At 69.1% G+C, this 16,839-nt stretch carries 15 protein-coding genes and 3 pseudogenes; 10 read left to right on the top strand and 8 right to left on the bottom strand.

The genetic code is table 11. The annotated features are described in order from the left end of the window. Positions 1 to 26: 26 nt before the first annotated feature. A pseudogene (locus ACI782_RS12855) lies at positions 27 to 777 on the bottom strand (transposase); the annotation flags it as partial. Positions 778 to 1,527: 750 nt separating this feature from the next. Further along, entirely contained in the window at positions 1,528 to 2,667 is a 1,140-nt protein-coding gene (locus ACI782_RS12850) for a hypothetical protein (RefSeq protein WP_456909718.1), read from the bottom strand. A gap of 131 nt (positions 2,668 to 2,798) precedes the next feature. On the opposite strand from ACI782_RS12850, the gene ACI782_RS12845 reads away from it, so the two are divergent. Continuing rightward, positions 2,799 to 3,293, top strand: a complete 495-nt coding sequence (locus tag ACI782_RS12845) for a hypothetical protein (RefSeq protein WP_456909716.1) — start codon at positions 2,799 to 2,801, stop codon at positions 3,291 to 3,293. Positions 3,294 to 3,812: 519 nt separating this feature from the next. On the opposite strand, the gene ACI782_RS12840 is transcribed toward ACI782_RS12845, so the two are convergent. Together ACI782_RS12840 and ACI782_RS12835 are read right to left on the bottom strand one after the other, a co-directional pair. After that, on the bottom strand, positions 3,813 to 4,226 hold the full coding sequence (locus ACI782_RS12840; RefSeq protein WP_456909714.1) for a type II toxin-antitoxin system VapC family toxin: 414 nt from the start codon (positions 4,224 to 4,226) through the stop codon (positions 3,813 to 3,815). Continuing rightward, a complete protein-coding gene (locus ACI782_RS12835) occupies positions 4,223 to 4,474 on the bottom strand; it encodes a hypothetical protein (protein WP_456909712.1) in 252 nt (83 codons plus the stop codon). Before ACI782_RS12835 ends, ACI782_RS12840 begins: the two co-directional genes overlap by 4 nt. A gap of 81 nt (positions 4,475 to 4,555) precedes the next feature. On the opposite strand from ACI782_RS12835, the gene ACI782_RS12830 reads away from it, so the two are divergent. The 6 genes from ACI782_RS12830 (at position 4,556) to ACI782_RS12805 (ending at position 9,047) form a co-directional block, all read left to right on the top strand. Then, a complete protein-coding gene (locus ACI782_RS12830) occupies positions 4,556 to 4,771 on the top strand; it encodes an excisionase family DNA-binding protein (RefSeq protein WP_456909710.1) in 216 nt (71 codons plus the stop codon). Positions 4,772 to 4,925: 154 nt separating this feature from the next. Next, positions 4,926 to 5,843 carry a site-specific integrase gene (locus ACI782_RS12825; RefSeq protein WP_456909890.1) on the top strand — a complete coding sequence of 306 codons (918 nt, stop codon included), beginning with the start codon at positions 4,926 to 4,928 and terminating at the stop codon, positions 5,841 to 5,843. 155 nt (positions 5,844 to 5,998) lie between these two features. Further along, the gene (locus ACI782_RS12820) at positions 5,999 to 6,247 is read left to right on the top strand and encodes a hypothetical protein (RefSeq protein ID WP_456909708.1); all 249 of its coding nucleotides are present in this window, start codon (positions 5,999 to 6,001) and stop codon (positions 6,245 to 6,247) included. Positions 6,248 to 6,712: 465 nt separating this feature from the next. Continuing rightward, a complete protein-coding gene (locus tag ACI782_RS12815; protein ID WP_456909706.1) occupies positions 6,713 to 7,204 on the top strand; it encodes a hypothetical protein in 492 nt (163 codons plus the stop codon). Continuing rightward, positions 7,159 to 7,833 carry a hypothetical protein gene (locus ACI782_RS12810; RefSeq protein ID WP_456909704.1) on the top strand — a complete coding sequence of 225 codons (675 nt, stop codon included), beginning with the start codon at positions 7,159 to 7,161 and terminating at the stop codon, positions 7,831 to 7,833. The genes ACI782_RS12815 and ACI782_RS12810 overlap by 46 nt, the downstream gene beginning before the upstream one ends. A 314-nt stretch (positions 7,834 to 8,147) precedes the next feature. Further along, on the top strand, positions 8,148 to 9,047 hold the full coding sequence (locus ACI782_RS12805) for a DMT family transporter (protein WP_456909702.1): 900 nt from the start codon (positions 8,148 to 8,150) through the stop codon (positions 9,045 to 9,047). A gap of 159 nt (positions 9,048 to 9,206) precedes the next feature. On the opposite strand, the gene ACI782_RS12800 is transcribed toward ACI782_RS12805, so the two are convergent. Continuing rightward, complete coding sequence (locus ACI782_RS12800) at positions 9,207 to 9,485, bottom strand: hypothetical protein (protein WP_456909700.1); 279 nt, start codon at positions 9,483 to 9,485, stop codon at positions 9,207 to 9,209. 541 nt (positions 9,486 to 10,026) lie between these two features. Between ACI782_RS12800 and ACI782_RS12795 the strand changes: the two genes are divergently transcribed. The 3 genes and pseudogenes from ACI782_RS12795 to istB all read left to right on the top strand — a co-directional run bounded on the left by ACI782_RS12795 (position 10,027) and on the right by istB (position 13,742). Continuing rightward, complete coding sequence (locus ACI782_RS12795) at positions 10,027 to 11,247, top strand: epoxide hydrolase family protein (protein ID WP_456909698.1); 1,221 nt, start codon at positions 10,027 to 10,029, stop codon at positions 11,245 to 11,247. Positions 11,248 to 11,727: 480 nt separating this feature from the next. Continuing rightward, positions 11,728 to 12,970, top strand: a pseudogene (gene istA / locus ACI782_RS12790) (IS21 family transposase). Then, positions 12,967 to 13,742, top strand: a pseudogene (gene istB / locus ACI782_RS12785) (IS21-like element helper ATPase IstB). Before istA ends, istB begins: the two co-directional pseudogenes overlap by 4 nt. Before the next feature lie 530 nt (positions 13,743 to 14,272). On the opposite strand, the gene ACI782_RS12780 reads toward istB, so the two are convergent. The 3 genes from ACI782_RS12780 to ACI782_RS12770 form a co-directional block, all read right to left on the bottom strand. Next, positions 14,273 to 14,611: a histone-like nucleoid-structuring protein Lsr2 gene (locus ACI782_RS12780; protein ID WP_456909696.1), complete on the bottom strand. Its 339-nt coding sequence runs from the start codon at positions 14,609 to 14,611 to the stop codon at positions 14,273 to 14,275. A 510-nt stretch (positions 14,612 to 15,121) separates the two neighbouring features. After that, positions 15,122 to 15,517 carry a thioesterase family protein gene (locus ACI782_RS12775; RefSeq protein WP_456909694.1) on the bottom strand — a complete coding sequence of 132 codons (396 nt, stop codon included), beginning with the start codon at positions 15,515 to 15,517 and terminating at the stop codon, positions 15,122 to 15,124. A 111-nt stretch (positions 15,518 to 15,628) separates the two neighbouring features. Continuing rightward, the gene (locus ACI782_RS12770) at positions 15,629 to 16,786 is read right to left on the bottom strand and encodes a substrate-binding domain-containing protein (protein ID WP_456909692.1); all 1,158 of its coding nucleotides are present in this window, start codon (positions 16,784 to 16,786) and stop codon (positions 15,629 to 15,631) included. Positions 16,787 to 16,839 lie beyond the last annotated feature (53 nt).

The following is a 16,839-nucleotide window of genomic DNA, read 5'->3' as shown; positions in this document are numbered from 1 at the left end:
AACGGTTCTCGCGGAAGGACACAGCAGTCGAGCCGGGTGAGCACGTGCTCGGCGTCGGGCTGGGCGAAGACGGTGCGGATGGCGGCGGCGACCATCTCGCTGTTGCCCTTGGGACGCGGGCGAGCACGTTGCGCATGAAGTGCACCCGGCAGCGATGCCAACCGGCGCCCAGTAGGCGCCCGGTGCTCCAGTTGGCCGTCCCGGGTGGTGGCGTTGCGGCGCAGCGCCCGCGACACCGTCGACGCCGCGCGGCCGATCTGGAACCACCCGGCGGCTGACCCGCGCCTTGTAGTAGGTGGCGTCGAGGAACACGTACGGGAACGCCTGCTCAGCCAGCTAGCGGTCGCGGAAGGCGGCCACTTCCTCATCGAGGTCGGCGCAGATCCGGGACACCTCGGACCTGCTGATGCCGGTGTCGGCGCCCAGGGCCCGGACCAGATCCCCGACCTTGCGGGTGGAGACGCCGTGCAGATAGGCCTCCCTCACCACCGCAAACAGCGCCTGATCGATCCGCCGGCGCCGCTCCAGCAGCCAGGGGAAGAACGACCCGGCGCGCAGCTTCGGGATCCGCAGCTTCAGATCCCCGGCCGTGGTCGTGAGCGTGCGCGGCCGGGAGCCGTTGCGCTGGGCGGTCCGGGCGTCGGTGCGCTCGTGCGGCGCGGCGCCGATCACCGCGGTGAGCTCGGCCTCGATCAGGGCTTGATAGATCGTGGTGGCCGCCGAGCGGATCCGGTCGTCGACATCGGCGGCTTTCAGTGCCTCCAGCACCTCGAGCAGGGCAGTCCCGACTGGTCCAGGGCCATCGTGTGCTGTGTCCTTCTGCGAGAACCATTGGCGTGGTCTCGCTGACCATCACACGATGGCCCCTTCGTGTGGTCCTCCACGCGAGCGGTGACCGGGACTTACACCACCAGTGGGGACGTCACCCTGCGAGGACATCGATCCTCCCGCCCGTAGGCACCGCCGTCCTGGGCCAACGCCGCAGGCAATGCTGGACCCTTGAGGCACGCAGAAGGCATGACCCGTGGCCTGTAGCTGGCTGACCAGCAGAAAAGTGCGTCAAGAGCCAGCGCCTTCCAAGCTGGCCATGCGGGTTCGATTCCCGTCACCCGCTCCATGCACTCTCACAGGTCAACCGGCCTGTCAGGTTCGCCGGAAAAGGCCTGGAGGACCCTCCGGAGGCCCCGTTTAAACCCTTTCAGGACCCCCGTTCTCCGCTGCGTGGGTCATGAATGGGTCACGCCGCGGTCGTGGATCCGGGCAGGTCGCAGTCCCCGAGCGCTCGTCGCGATCCGCCGCAACCGGGTCATGTCGCCATCTCGTAGGCAAGTCAGGGCGTTCAGCCAGCACTGGACCGGCGAGGGGTGTCTGCAACACGCCAAGTGGATCGAATGTCACTCAAGGCGCCAGCAAGCCGCCTCATGCAGTCCACCGCACGGCCGCCGCTGCCTTCCGCCAGCGTGCACTGTCGCGCCAAGACGGAATCAGATGGCCTGGCGGCAGCGAATCTCCGACTCGAAGGCGGCGTCAGCCGGTCCCCATCGGTTCATCCTCAACCTCGGCCGGCGGCTCATCGATCGAGGTGGTCGCCGGGATGCCAGCCGTCGCCACAGCCACTACGGCTTCGACGCCGTCGGCGAGTACGCGCACGACTTCGTCCTCGTCGGCGTCCACTGGCGGGTCGATCGGCAGAAAGATCCGCCCGTCGGCCGCCTTGAACGCCCTGGGCGGGTCGGCCCGCAGGAGCACCCCGAAAGCCTCTTCCACATACGGACTGGTCCGGTTTCCGGGCTGGAAGTCGACGAAGAACGGCCCCTGCCCAGTCGCAAGCCAGTACTCCGCCGAGATGCAGAAGTGGCCCCACACGGCGGTGCTGACAAACCAGCCGCCGTACCAGCCGCTCGTGCCCATGACGCGCATCCGCCTGCCCGAACTTGGCCGGCGAAAGCTCGGCTGCCTCCCCTCAGCGAGCAGTTTGTCAATCACCCGGTCGACAAAGGCGCAGTAGTCGTTCCACCGGCGCGGCCACTCTAGGTCGGCCAGCTCAGCCGGATGGAGCGGCCGGAAGCTGGTGGCCTCGGTGTAGGCCAATAGGCCGTGCAGCCGCTCGAGATCCGCGTGCAGCAGCCGGTCGCTGACGTCGATCGACCGCTCGAGTGCCTGCAGCAACGCCGACCAAGTCACCAGCCCGACAACGTGGCCGTCCAAGGTCCGGAAGACGTAATCCGAGCCAGCCGGACCAGCCTCTTCGAGCCGCCGATCGTCGAGGCGTCGCTTCGCCGCCTGCCATATGACGTCCTGGCGAGCTTGCGGAACCAGTAACACGAGCGTCCCTGAGCCAGTGCGGAAGCTGTCGAGATACGAAGTGAGCTGGTCACCGTGGAGCTCGGCGACCAGCTTGACCTCGACAATCACTTGAATCTCGTCGGCCGCGTCCAACCCCACAAGGTCGGCTTGGGCGTTGGTCTGACGATCCCGCTGCTGCGTCCGCCACGCCAAGTCCCCGACGCCGACGAGCCGTGGGTCGACCGAGATCAGTAGTGCAGTGAAGGCCCTACTGGCCCGCGGGGAAGCCGTCAGGACGTACGCCAGTGCCTCGGTCGCCTCGTTCTCCTGCTGGCGGGGGCGTAGGCGAGCGAGCGCCCTCGCCAGAACTCCGTAGCTCATGCCACCTCCGGTGAGGACCATGCTCCCCTGACTGTGGCGGTCGGCTTACCAGCACTCACGTCCAGCATTTGAGCCTCCCATCTCGTCAGCGTCACGCACCCTTGGCCCAGACACGTGGATAACCTCTTGACATGGGTCGACGCCTCCTCGTTACACTTCTCCCCTCGCGCTTCTTCTGGGCGAATGACCAACTAACCCACAGCGCCAAGAGACTCCTATTGCGCGTGGCGGTGTGCTTTCTGTTCTCGATTTTTGCCATAATCGCGTTAGGGCTGCTTGACCGCAATAACTGGCGCGAGGTGGCCGCTGGCGCTCTCTTTGCTTGGAGTGTTAGCGGCCTCGCCTGGGCTATCAACTCCTACCGTACAGGTTCGACCGAAGTACTTCAGAGTCTCGAGCGGATCGCAGAGCGCGACCTCATTCATGCCAGACTCAATCATCTGGCCGCACAACTTGGTGCACCCCTCATCAACCTCAACGAGGGCGACCTGAGCAGTGCCATCGCGGTGCGCGTTGAACGGCACGCTCACACGAGCGGGCTGGAGGAGTTCCGCTATGGACTTGTTCACGAAGCCGGCGATCACTTCTGGGACAACATCGCGTGCGGATACAAGCCAAGGTCGTAACGGACATAGCCGGTGACCAGGGGACACCTTGAACTCCTGCAAGTTTTCCTTGAGCCGCTCCGAAGGTTCCTTGAGCCGCGCCCGAAGCGAGTTTCCGTCGCATCGGCCCAAGGGTGCGGCAACGCGCCGGATGTCAGTCCCGGACGGGCTGCAGTGCCGCGTAAGCGCACCGGCCAACGCCCCCCATAGCAGGTGGCAGCGAGCTACCCGCCGCGCAATGAGGCCCTTCGGTAGACGACCTTGAGATCTTGCCCTCCCATCGGCGCTACTTCACTAGAGAAGCCACAAGATCAAATAGGACACACCTTATGCACTGCGGGGCCGGAGACTCGTTGTGACGAGTGCGCCGAGGGCGTCGGGCCGCAGAGCAGGCCTCTGCTTGACGCCTGCGGCGCAGATGGCCTGCGAGGTCGCTAGCGACGCTCCCGGCCGAAATGCAAGACGTGTGTGGCTCTTGACCTTGGACGCTCGGGGACCGCGAGGTCAGCCACGGCGAGGAGTCCTGCGGTCGCACGCCCGCTACCAGATGACTTCAACTGCGCCGGATTGCCCGACGGTCGTGATGGCCCGGTCCTTGGTGACCAGCGGAGTCCCGAGATCGATCGCCGTCGCGGTGATCAGCCGGTCCCAAGGGTCCCGGAGCGCGGCCAGCCCCGCCGAGTCGAAGTACGCCACCACGGAGCCCGTGATCGCAGCCGAGATGATGTTCCAGCTCGGGTCCTCCGTGACCGCCCACCAGCGTTGAACTTCGGCCCGACTGAAGCGACCGGCCCGCCGGAGGTAGTGCAGATCGAGGCGGCTTGCCACCGAGACGACGATGCCGCCGTCGGGGTCCTGCTGGGCTTGCTCGAGCACCTCCCGGGCTCGCGCGCTCAGGCGCTGATCGGCCTGGAGAAACCAGATGAAGGCATGCGTGTCCGCGACGACCCTCACCGGTCGGGGAACGTGGGACCGGACTCAACGTCCTCGACGGCCAGGCGGCTGGCTGCTTCAAAGTCCTCCCAGGACACCTCAGGGAGCTGTCCGCGGAGCGCGCCGTAGGCCTGCCGGATGGGGGGGCGGTCGACCTCGGCCACGATGCGCAGGTGCGCCCCCGGCCGGACGCCATGGCGCGCCAGCTCCTCGGGTGCGATGCCGCCGTCGGCACCCACCACGACCTCGAAGCCCGGGTCCGCGCTCACGCAGATCATGATCACACGGTGAGACAGTGACCGGAAGCAGGACTGGAGGAGCACTGGAGGACGCCGGCGACGCTCGACCCCATGACGACGCGGGCAGCCCAGGGGCGGAACGTAGACCGCGGTCCGCTGCTGACCGTCGCGCAGGCCGGCGACTACCTCGGGACCGGTGAGCGGTTCGTCCGCCGGCTCATCACCGAGCGGCGGATCAGCTACGTGAAAGTCGGCAAGTATTTGCGCCTGGAGCGCGCGACGCTAGACGCCTTTGTGGACGCCGGCCGCGTCCCCAGCCAGCGGTGACGACGGCAGACTCCCGCTGACCCACCCGCGAGGGTCGCGCCGTGGCCAAGCGGACGTTCGGCACGGTCGACCGGCTCCCGAGCGGTCGCTTCCGCGCCCGGTATCGCGGCCCTGACGGTAGACACGCCAAGGTCTTCGGCACGAGGGCCGACGCCTGAGCCTGGCTGGCCACACAGCAGACCGACCTCCTCCGCAATACGCGGGCCTGTGGCGCCACCACCTCGCCGAGCCATGGGCCGACGTTCCCGTCGACGAGGTCACGCCGGCCGCCGTCCGCTCCTGGCACGCCAGGGCCGGCCGGACGACGCGTCCGACGGCACTGGCCCAGTCGTACCGGCTCCTGCGCGCCATCCTCAACATCGCGGTCGTCGACGAGGCCATCGCATCCAACCCGTGCCGACTGCGCGGGGCCGGCACACCGAAGGCATCCCGACCGTCGCGGGCACTCACCGCGGCGGAGGCCCTGCGGCTGGCAGAGCAACTGGGGGGAGACCGGAGGACCGAGCGCTACCGCGCTCTGGTGCTCGTCCTGGCCTTCGGTGGGCTCCGGTTCGGTGAGGCCACCGCGCTGCGGCGGCCCGACGTCCTGCCCGCCGGCCGGCTGCGCGTCGAGCGCTCGGTCCGACGCGTCGGCGGCCGGTGGGTGGTCGGCGAACCCAAGACCGACGCAGGCCACCGGACCGTAACCCTCCCCGCCGCCATCGCGGCAGTACTGGAGGACCACCTGGAGAAGCACGTTGGCGCTTCTCCGGACGCCCTCCTGTTCTCCACCAGTTCCGGTGGCTACCTCGCCCGCAGCAACTGGAACTCGACCTTCCGCCGCGCCGCCGACACCATCGGCCTGCCGGCGGTCCGCCCACACGAGCTCCGCCACACCGGCGCCACGCTCGCCGCGGCCACCGGCGCCACCACCAAGGAGCTGATGCGCCGGCTCGGCCACTCCTCCCCCGCCGCCGCGCTGCACTACCAGCACGCCGCCGACGACCGCGACGCAGACATCGCTCGTTCCCTCGACGCCATGCTGGGCGCAGCCGGCGAATCATCGGACGACTTTCCGGGGCGGGACGCGTAGCACCCCGACCGCCAGCCTGCGCCCTGCTGATGTTGTGCGGCAGCGGCCTTGGGCTGTCCCTGAGCGGACCACTGAGGGACACCCGCACTCGCGCCATCGGGTGGAGACGTCTTCCCGACGGTGGCCCCGCTGTCGCCCCTCATGGGTTGTGCCGCATGACCAGGCGAGCCGAGCGCAACGTCGCCACAAAGCCGTGGTTTCTTGTGCTGGCCGCCCTGATCGTCGTCGGCACCACCGGAGGGGTGGTCCGCGGGATCCTCGCCCAGGACATACATGCTTTGCTCCTCGTAGCAAACGCTGCGACGGCGGTCGGCTGGCTCGTAGTCCTCGTTGTCGGGGTGATTGGCCGTCGTCGCGAGCGGCGAGAACAAGCCGAGGCAGGCGATGACCGTGATGGACGGTGAGCGAATCGCAGTCCTCGGTGTCCCTGGAGCCGCCCCCAGGGCGAGCCAGCGGGACTGTCCCTAAGCGGCCCACTTAGGGACAGGCGGCACGTCCCGCCGAGGCCTTCTTGATGGAGGCCAGTCGCCGTGACACAGACTCTCGGCATGGCCACGTTTGGGTTATCCGCTCCCGGATGATCTCCGACGGGCTCGGCGCCGTTGTGCCGTCCGTCGGTCGCCGATCCCGACCGTCACCGACCCCCGGCTGCCGTCGGGCAGCGCCCGGCCCAGCAGGAGCCCCGCACGTCCGTGGAGACGATGACGTCGTCAGTGCAACGCATCGAGGGTGCCCGGCACGACGAAGACGTGGGCTGCCACGCCAGCATCCTGACGCGACGACGCCCTAGGCACAGCCCTCGGCGTTCGATTTCGGAGCGGCAGCGGCCGCGCCCCGGACGGCCGTGCGACCGTCTGTTCGTGCCTCCGATGACCCCCACGACAGATGTCCTCGTCCGCACCGACGGCGGCAGCTGGCAGCGCCCGACGTCAGAGGGCTACGTCGACGAGTACGAGCTGCAGCGACTTTTGGGCGAGCAGCCGAGCCTCATCGAGGGGATCGGCCGGGAGGCCGTCGCGGTGCGGGAGTTCAGCACCGGCGTGGGACCGGCCGACCTCGTCGTCGTCGACACCGACGGGACGATCACCGTCGTCGAGTGCAAGCTTGCCCGGAACCAGGAGATCCGGCGCACGATCATGGGACAGGTCCTCGACTATGCATCCCGCCTGGCGGAGCTGACCCCCGAGGACTTCCAGCGGCAGTGGTCCGCGCAGAACGGCCCCTCGCTGGACCATCTTTTCGAGGGCTCCCCCACCGGCGCGATCGTCCGCAGCCGCGGCGTCCGCGCGCCGGCGTCTTCACGCTCGTCCTCGCGGTGGACGCGATCAACGAGGACCTCCGGCGCATCGTCCGGTACCTGAACGCCCACACCACGGCCGGCATGCGCCTGCTTGCCATGGACCTGCGGCGTGCAGTCCACGCGTCGACGGAGATCCTCATCCCCACCGTGTACGGCTCCGAGTCCGCGGACGAGAAAGATGCGCAACCAGCCTCGAGTGCCTCCCTACGCGCCTCGACCACATGGACGCAGGTTGACGTCGACTCGTGGCTGCGGGAACGCGACCCCGGCTTGGCCGACTCGGTGGCGTCGCTGACGAGCGAGCTCGTCACCCACGGCTTCCGAGTACAGGAGAAGGGCTCCGGCGTGTTTCCCAGCTACTCGATCTCGGGCACCTCCTCCGGCGCCGACGTCACACCCCTCAGCGTCTACTGCGGGGAACCGGCGGTGCTGGGCTGCAACTTCGCATGGACGACAAGAGCCGGTGAGGAGGCCCTCGGCCGCTACCTCGACGACTTGATCGCCGCCGGCGCACCCCTGAAGCGAGACGTCATCATCCGAGCTGCCTATCGCAAGCGGGTGAGCATCCCCCTTGAACTGGTCACCGACCCCGACCGGCGGGCGGCCTTCGTAGCGGCCGCCCGCCGCCTGTCGGAGCCACTGCCAGCGGGGATGGGAATACGTCATCGCCCGCACGACGTCAGCAGTTGAGGTAGCGACCGGAGTTCTGCGCCCCGTTGGCGAAGTAGCGCGTCACGTCCTTTGCCGAGGACGACCTCAGCAAAGCCGTCCCCGGCAGACGTGGGCGATCCCAGGAATCCCCACGCGGCTCGCCGGCCGCATCCACGTAACCGCAGTCCCCGGCCTGCGGGACGCGCCGCAAATCGGGGACCTACACCGTGACACCAGGGACTTAAGCCCGGCTCCGTGTCCCGTAGCGGCCCATTCCGGGAGACCGCGCGGGGTGGCAACCTGGTGTCGTAGCGCGGAGGCGATGACCTACCCGCCGTCGTCAGACTGTGCCGATGACGGGGACGACCTCGCGGGTCCAGACGCTGGGTGGACCGGCGCTGTTCGTCCTGCTGTGGAGCACCGGTTTCGTCGGCGCCAAGTACGGGCTGCCCTACGCCGAGCCCTTCACCTTTCTGAGCCTGCGCCTGGGCGTCGCCGCGGCCCTGCTCGGCGTCCTGGCCGTCGCACTGCGCTCGGCCGGCATGGCCTCTCGCCAGAAGTACGGCCGCGCTTCGGTCGCCGGGCTGCTGCTGCACGGCGGATACCTGGGCGGCGTCTTCTGCGGGATTTCTCTGGGTGTGCCTGCCGGGGTGTCGGCGGTGATCGTGAGCCTGCAACCGGTGCTCACTGCCGTCCTCGCCGCGCGGGTGCTCGGCGAGCGGCCAACGGCGCGCCAGTGGCTCGGACTGGCGCTCGGCGTCGCGGGCGTCGTGCTGGTCGTCGGCCCGGGCCTCTCCGACGCCGGCTCGGCCGAGCCGCTCCCGGTGGCCGGTGTCGTCGCGTGCCTCGTGGCACTCACCTCAGGGACGCTCGGCACCGTCTACCAGAAGCGGCACGGCGACCGGATCCCTCTGGTCTGGGGGACGGCGGTGCAGTACGCGGCGGCCGCTGCCGTGCTGCTGGCGGTCGCGGTGGCGACCGAGGACACGTCGATCCGGTGGACCGGTGAGTTCATCGCCGCGTTCGTCTGGCTGGTGTTGTTCCTGTCGATCGGTGCGGTCCTGCTGCTGTTCCTGCTGCTGCGCCGGGGAACGGCTGCGGGCGTCTCCAGCCTCTATTACCTCGTGCCGGTGGCCACCGCCGTCGAGGCGTACCTGCTCTTCGGCGAGCAGGTCAGCGGGCTGTCCCTCGTGGGGATCGGGGTGACCGCTCTCGGCGTCGCGCTGGTGGTCGCGCCGCCGCGGAAGCGGTGACGCGCAACCCCTGGAACGGCACGTTCCCGGCCGGGCGGCGCGCCAAGTGAGATGCCTGGGAGGTGTCTTCGAGGCCGCCTCCTGTCCCGAAGCCGCCCACGATGGGGCACTCCGCAGAGATGGCGCGCCTTCCGCCCGGTCGAGCACAGCACGGTTGCGTCAAGCAGTCGCGGCCAATGCGCCACCCAACTCGACGTCGACGACCAGCACGCTGGGGAACCTGTGCAGACGGGCTTCGAGGAGTTCGACCTGTTCCCGATCGGCGATCAGGTCGAGGCTGACTCGCCAGCGCCCAGCGCCCGCTTCCTCGGCATCAAAGCGGGTGAGCACGTAGTTGCGTCCGGTCAGCATGGTGAGGACGCGTTGGGCGCCGAACAGGTCCGTGACGATGACGTGCAGCTTCGCTGCGTTGGGGGTGTGGCTGTGACGGGAGAGCATGTGGTCCTCCGAGCCCCGGGAGGCTCTGGTCGACAGGCGGGCGCCCTCGAGAGCTGTGCCCACGGACCCGCCGGCTCGAGAGTCACACGCCGACGAGTCCGCACCCAATCAGTCGTCCAGCCACGTGAGCAGGCTAGGTGGCGAGACGGCCGGGAACAAGCCGGGGACTCTGCCGGTCATCCGACGGGCCCGGCGACGGCGTGAGGGGCACGTCTGCCGGGCTGTGTCCGAGATGTCCTCGTGCGACTCAGAGGATGCACGGGTCAGAGCCTGCGTCCAGGCGGGGAAGCCCCGCAGTGAGCGCGCGCTCCGTGTCTCTGAAGCCGCCATCTGTCCCAGAGCGGCCCACTCAGGGACACCTGGCCGCCCTCAGCGAGAGCGTGCCGACAGGCCGGGATGGGCTATTCGTCTCTACTGCCACCCCGATGGCCAGGGCCAGAGTGGTCACGTCCTGGAAGCCCAAATCCCCGCCGGTGCTGCTGTGCGCTCGCGGCTCCGTCCCGGTCTGCGACTTCCCCCGCATCCGCATCGAGGACAGGCCATGACCACAGTCGAACAACGAGCCGGCATCCGTCCGTTCCACGTGGAGGTCCCGGAGGAGGCGCTGGCCGACCTGCGCCGCCGCCTCGCGGCGATGCGCTGGCCCTCCCGGGAGCTGGTCGAGGACCGCTCCCAGGGCGTGCAGCTGGCGACGATGCAGGCGCTGGCCCGCTACTGGGCGACCGACTACGACCTGCGCCGGGTCGAGGCCAGGCTGAACGCGGTGCCGCAGTTCACCACCGAGATCGACGGAGTGGACATCCACTTCATCCACGTCAGGTCACGGCACGAGAACGCGTTGCCGCTGATCATGACGCACGGCTGGCCCGGCTCGGTCATCGAGCTGCTGGAGACCGTCGGCCCGCTCACCGACCCAACCTCGCACGGCGGACGTGCCGAGGACGCCTTCGACCTCGTGCTGCCGTCCCTGCCCGGCTACGGCTTCTCCAGCGAGCCCGCCGAGCTCGGCTGGGACGCCGGCCGCACCGCGCTCGCCTGGGCGGAGCTGATGCGCCGCCTCGGCTACACCCGCTACGTCGCGCAGGGCGGCGATCTGGGCGCCATCGTCACTGATGTGATGGCCCGCCAGGCACCCGAGGGGCTGGTAGGCATCCACACGAACTTTCTCGTGACGGTGCTGGCCGACCCCCCGCCGGAGGAGTCCGAGCAAGAACGCGCGGCTGCGGCTGCGCTCGCCGAGTTCCAGGCCACCAGCTTCGCCTACTTCCTGGAGATGACCAATCGGCCGCAGACGATCGGCTACGCCCTGCTGGATTCACCCGTCGCCCTGGCGGCCTGGATGCTCGACCACGACACCGACAGCTACTACAAGATCTCCCGCGCCTTCCTCGACGGGCAGCCCGTGGGCAACCTCACGCGCGAGCACATCGTCGACAACATCACGCTGTACTGGCTGACGGGCACCGGGGCCTCGGCCGCCCGGTGGTACTGGGAGTTCGGACGGTTCGTGGCCGCAGCCCAGGCGTCCGGCCAGGCTCCTCCTGAGGTCTCGGTTCCGGTCGGCTTCACCACTTTCCCTGGTGAGATCTGGCGTACTTCGCGCAGCTGGGCCGAAAGGAGCTACCCCAACCTCACCTACTTCAACGAGGTCGACAGGGGCGGCCACTTCGCCGCCTGGGAGGAGCCGAATCTCTTCTCCGCAGAGGTGCGGGCCGCGTTCCGAACCCTCCGCACACCGGAGATCCCCGAGCCGCGTCGCTGATCAGCGCCCGGCGGCTTCAGGAACACGATCTATCCCTGAAGCCGCCTTCAGGGCGACCCCGCCGAGCGAGGCAGTAGCGAACACCTGCCGCGGTGGGTCACGCGTGGGTCACGCCGACCCCCTGGGTCATGTGTGGGTCACGAGCCAGAGCCGGAGGCCACAGCAAGCCGAGCAGCACAAATGGACCGACGGATCCCGCCTTCCAAGCTGGCCATGCGGGTTCGATTCCCGTCACCCGCTCCACCTAGGGATGTCGCGGGACACCGTTAACACCGGTCCCCCGACATCGTTCACGGTGTAGCCAGTGGTTGGCAGTCCTGGGTTGACATCCTCCGGCTTCTTGCGACCACCTGTGCGACAGCCATGGCGGTGCCGTGGACTTCGCCCGTGTCGACGGCGCCTGAAAACTGACCCCCTGGCGGCAACCGAAAACTGACCCCCTCCGAGACCCTGGCTCGAGCCGAGCCGGGGAGGGAGCGGGTGCTGGCAGTGGAGGACTGGGCGGAGATCCGGCGGCTGCACCGGGCCGAGGGGATGCCGATCAAGGTGATCGCGCGGGTCATGGGGATCTCGAAAGAACACGGTGAAGGCCGCGCTGCGCAGCGACGGCCCACCGAGATACGAACGAGCCCTGCGCGGGTCGGTGGTCGATGAGGTGGAGCCGCGGATCCGGGAGCTGCTGCAGGCATTTCCGACGATGCCGGCCACGGTGATCGCCGAGCGAATCGGCTGGGATCGGTCGATTCGGGTGCTGCGCGACCGGGTGGCCGAGCTGCGACCGGTCTATCTGCCACCCGATCCCGCGTCGCGGACGGCATACGTCCCGGGCGAGATCGCCCAGTTCGACCTGTGGTTCCCGCCGATCACGCTCCCGGTCGGCTTCGGCCAGACCCGCCCGGCCACGCACCTGCCGGTGCTGACGATGGTGTGCGGCTACTCCCGCTGGGCGGTCGCGGTGCTCATCCCCTCCCGCGCTGCGGAGGATCTGTTCGCCGGGTGGTGGCAGCTGCTCGCCGGGCTGGGGGCGGTGCCGCGGGTGCTGGTCTGGGACGGCGAGGGCGCGATCGGCCGTTGGCGCGGCGGGCGCAGCGAGCTCACCGCGGCCTGCTCCGGCTTCCGCGGCACCCTGGCGACGAAGGTGCTGATCTGCCGACCGGCCGATCCGGAGGCCAAGGGCCTGGTCGAGCGGCTGCACGACTACCTGGAGCGCTCCTTCCTGCCCGGCCGCAGCTTCACTGGACCGGCCGACTTCAACGCCCAGCTGAGCTCTTGGCTGGGGCTGGTGAACACCCGCCCGCGGCGGGCGCTGGGCTGCGCACCGACCGAGCGGATCGCCGCCGACCTCGAGCGGATGCTGCCGCTGCCGCCGGTCGCCCCGGCTACCGGCTGGCGGTCCTCAACGCGGCTGGCCCGGGACCACTACCTGCGCCTGGACGGCAATGACTACTCGGTGCACCCGGCGGTGATCGGCCGCCGGATTGAGGTCGTCGCCGACCTGGATCGAGTGCGGGCGCTCTGCGACGGCCGGCTGGTAGCCGACCACGACCGGGTCTGGGCCCGCCACCAGACGATCTCGACCGACGAGCACGTCGCCGCGGCCCGCGCGCTGCGCGCCGAGCGCCTCGGGCTGCTGCGCCCCGCCCCGCCCGCCGGCGAAGTGGAGATCCGCCCGTTGAGCGACTACGACACCGCCCTCGGCCTCACCGACGGAGGCGTGGCGTGAGTCGCGACCTCGGCGCGGAGGTGGCGTTCCTGACCCGCGCGCTAAGGGCCCCCACGCTGCGCGAAGCGGTGCCGCGGCTGGCCGAGCGGGCCCGCGAACAGGCCTGGTCGCACGAGGAGTTCTGATCGCCTGCCTGCAGCGGGAGGTCTCCGCGCGGGAGTCCCACGGTGGGGAGGGCCGCATCCGCGCCGCCCGCTTCCCGGCCCGCAAGAGCCTGGAGGAGTTCGACTTCGACCACGCCCGCGGCCTCAAGCGAGACCTGATCGCGCACCTGGGCACGCTGGACTTCGTCACCGAACGGGAGAACGTGCTGCTGCTCGGGCCGCCCGGCACCGGTAAGACCCACCTGGCCACCGGACTGGCCATTCGCGCCTGCCAGGCCGGGCACCGGGTGCTGTTCGCCACCGCCACCGAGTGGGTCACCCGCCTGGCCGACGCCCACCACGCCGGCCGCCTGCACGACGAGCTGCGCCGGCTCGGCCGCTATCCGCTGCTGGTCGTCGACGAGGTCGGCTACGTGCCCTTCGAGCCCGAGGCCGCCAACCTGTTCTTCCAGCTGGTCTCCTCCCGCTACGAGCGGGCCAGCCTGATCGTCACCAGCAACAAGCCCTTCGGCCGCTGGGGCGAGGTCTTCGGCGACGAGGTCGTCGCCGCCGCCATGATCGACCGCCTCGTCCACCACGCCGAGGTCATCGCCCTCAAGGGCGACAGTTACCGACTCCACAACCGCGACCTCGGCCGCACCACGGCGGCCACCACCGACGACGCATGACCACCAGGGGGTCAACTTTCATCTGCCGCTACGGGGCCAGTTTTCGCCCGCCGTTGACAGCCCGCACGGGAGCGTTTGGGGCCGCTACGGGGCCAGTTTTCGCCCGCCGTTGACAAGACGCCGGTTTGCTCGCGCATGTGGGTCACGCTGGGCTGGGCGGAGCGACGCGATGAGGACCGACGACTCCAGCAGCCGCGTGATCTGCAGTCGCATCAACGCCCTCCGCTCGTTCACCGAGGGCCGCTCCCCCGGGCCGGTCTCATCGAAGTTCTCCAGGTCGTGTCGACGTCGCGATCCGCACCGTCGCCACAGCTCCCCCTCGGACCAGGACCGAGGCCGCCTGATCACGACCCGTCGCATGGTCGGAGGCGGTGACCCGATTTCCCGAGCCAACCGGCCGGCGAGTCGCTCAGCGACGGCTGCCCCCCGTCGGCCTTAGGCGTCCTGCCCACAGGGGCCAGGCGCACGACGCACACAAGACCCGACGTCCCGCTGGGATCCCAGCCGCGTCGGTGTGTGCTCTAGGTGATCTAGTTTCCGGCGGCGCGGAACGCCTTCAGAACCTCGGCCCTGATGCGGCCGCGAGCGGACACGGTGTAGCCGTTCGACGCGGCCCAGGCGCGGACCGCGGCCGGGTCGAAACCGCTGAAGGGCGTGGCCGGCTTCTCCGCAGCGGCCGGAGCGCGACGGTTACCCGAAGCCTTGCGAGCGGCGGCGACGTAGCGAGCAAACGCGTCCCGCAGGTTCGCGGCGTTCGCATCGGTGAGGTCCAACTCGTACTCGCGGGAATCCAGGCCGAAGCGCACCGTGGTGTCGGCCGGCTCGCCGGTCAAGTCGTCGACCAGGGTGACGACAGTCTTCTTGGCCATGGCGATCATGGTTCACGCACCCACACGGATTGCCCATGGAACCGCCGGCACTCTCATCCCATGGTGGCAACACGCGGCCAGGACAGCGCCGCGATCATCCGCAGACGACAGTCCTCCGAAGTGACCCCCGTCGGGCGAAGAAGTGTTCAGCCGGCGGGGATCACTTCACATCACGGCCACCGTGGATCGCTCGAAGCTCGCAACTCCGAAGCATCACGCGGTGGCCGCCCTCACGCCAAAGCCGGACGACAGCCATGCAATTCACAGGCAGAGGGTTCATCGACACGCTCAGCGCTGCAAAACCGGTCGAGGAACTCACCCGCCTGGACGTGACACCAACATCGAACATCGCGAGCCGCGTCGAGGAGGTCACCGACCTCGTCTCTGCTCTCGGCCGTCACTGGCACCGAGACCAGACCATCGCCAATTGTCCGCGCCGGCATCACCGAGGTCGTCGTCGTGCGTTCGGGCGAGCTGGCGGTTCCCGTGAGCACCGGCAAGCCAGCAGGATCAACGGCCGACGGATGCCGCCTTCTCGGCCAGCCGCGCACCGAACTTGTCCAGATCGACGATGAACCGCTCGTGGGTGCCCTTCGCGATGACCTCCTGCTCGTCGCTCACCTCGACGTCGAACAGCAGTCGACGTCGGTCCACCTCGGTCACCGTGACCGTGGCCTTCGCTGTCTGGCCCCGCAGCGTCGCGGCGACGTGCGCGACATCGATCCGTGTTCCGACCGTCGACTGGGTCGCGGGGAGCAGCGGCGTCACTGCCTCGATCGCGGTCTCCTCGATGAACAGGACCAGGTCCGGCGTGGAGAAGATCTGGTACTCACCCCGGCGGGTGCAGTACCGCTCTTCCACCAGCCGCTCCATGGTGAACGAAAGCCCGGGCGTCAACTCGGTCATGACCTTGCTCTCCTCGCATGTCGGGTTGTGATCCCCGGCTGGACGCCGGGGGATGTCGTGCCGGGTGGGTCAGGTCACGCAGGACCTGACCCACCCGGCACGCGTTCGGAGTCAGCCGCAGGCCGAACCGGCGGCCTCGCAGGCGTCGACCAGCTCCTGCGGGGGAGCCTCGTGGAAGACCGTCTCGTAGGCCTCCAGCACGTTGGCCTGGACGACGGGCAGCGACTGGACACCGACCCACGCCGGCGTCTCGTTCCCGATGAGCGCCTGCATCATGGCCAGCGCCTCCGCCACGCCCTGGTCGTAAGGACGCTGGGCTCCCAGGCCCTTCAGCGGACCGCCGCTCGCGATCTCGATCGCCGTCTCCAGCCCGAGGTCGATCGTCGTCAGCGGGACGTCGCTGCCCGCTGCCCGCATGGCCGACAGCGTGTCGAGCGCAGGCGCGTCCCACACGGTGAAGGAACCGTCCAGGTCGGGGTTCGAGGTCAGGAAGTCACCGGCCACCTGGCCGGCTTGGGACGGGTCGGTGAAGGCTGTCTCCTTGATCGTGATGTCCGGCCGGTTCTCAGCCAGCCACTCCTCGACGCCCCGGGTGCGCTCGTTGGTCACGAAGAAGTCGATGCCGAAGTCGATGATCCCCACGGCGCCGTCGTCGGGCACGTACGAGGCGAGGATCTCCGCGGCGATCTGGCCGTTGCCCACGCTGTCCGCCGAGATCATCGAGGCGTAGTCCTCGCCGTGGACCAGACCCTGGGGCACGTTGTCCATCAGCACCAGCTTGATGCCCGCCTGCTGGACCTGCTCGTATGCAGGCGCGGTTGCGGTGTTGTCGACGGGAATGCTGATGATGCCGTCGGGCCGCTGCTGGATGACGTTCTCGATGTCGGAGACCTGCTTGCTGACGTCGTACTCGGCAGCGGTGATGTTGCTGATCCGGACGCCGTACTTGTCGAGGGTGTCCCGGATCCCCTGGATCTGCAGCTGTGACCAGTCCAGGTTCTCCGTGTGCATGACCAGCGCGACCTCGAAGTTGCCCGCTCGCACCTTCTCGGCGTCGGCGTCGCTGAGCTGAATGTCGTCCACCGATGCCGCCGCTGCGCCGTCCGGGCCCTGCCCGACGATCGAGTCCGGCCCGATCTCCGACGGGTCGAGTGCCTCGGCCCCAGGGGCTGCGGACTCGGTGGCCGCTCCGCTGGAACAGGCGGCGGAGAAAAGCAGGAGGCACGAGGCGGACGCCCCGACCAGGGTCTTCCGTCTGTTCGAACTCACGACGTACTCCAATCGACACGGGGTGTGCGGACAGTTCCAGGGCAGGGTGGAGC

Source organism: Geodermatophilus sp. SYSU D00703 (assembly GCF_054050155.1).
Note: the sequence above shows the minus strand (reverse complement) of the source record. Positions and strands in the feature narration are given on the sequence as shown.

What these genes read in the sequence shown, in the direction of transcription:
- ACI782_RS12800 (WP_456909700.1), bottom strand. Translation starts at nt 9,485, where the DNA reads ATGCTCTCCCGTCACAGCCACACCCCCAACGCAGCGAAGCTGCACGTC.
- ACI782_RS12780 (WP_456909696.1), bottom strand. Translation starts at nt 14,611, where the DNA reads ATGGCCAAGAAGACTGTCGTCACCCTGGTCGACGACTTGACCGGCGAG.
- ACI782_RS12795 (WP_456909698.1), top strand. Translation starts at nt 10,027, where the DNA reads ATGACCACAGTCGAACAACGAGCCGGCATCCGTCCGTTCCACGTGGAG.
- ACI782_RS12775 (WP_456909694.1), bottom strand. Translation starts at nt 15,517, where the DNA reads ATGACCGAGTTGACGCCCGGGCTTTCGTTCACCATGGAGCGGCTGGTG.
- ACI782_RS12845 (WP_456909716.1), top strand. Translation starts at nt 2,799, where the DNA reads ATGGGTCGACGCCTCCTCGTTACACTTCTCCCCTCGCGCTTCTTCTGG.
- ACI782_RS12820 (WP_456909708.1), top strand. Translation starts at nt 5,999, where the DNA reads ATGACCAGGCGAGCCGAGCGCAACGTCGCCACAAAGCCGTGGTTTCTT.
- ACI782_RS12805 (WP_456909702.1), top strand. Translation starts at nt 8,148, where the DNA reads ATGACGGGGACGACCTCGCGGGTCCAGACGCTGGGTGGACCGGCGCTG.
- ACI782_RS12815 (WP_456909706.1), top strand. Translation starts at nt 6,713, where the DNA reads ATGACCCCCACGACAGATGTCCTCGTCCGCACCGACGGCGGCAGCTGG.
- ACI782_RS12850 (WP_456909718.1), bottom strand. Translation starts at nt 2,667, where the DNA reads ATGAGCTACGGAGTTCTGGCGAGGGCGCTCGCTCGCCTACGCCCCCGC.
- ACI782_RS12830 (WP_456909710.1), top strand. Translation starts at nt 4,556, where the DNA reads ATGACGACGCGGGCAGCCCAGGGGCGGAACGTAGACCGCGGTCCGCTG.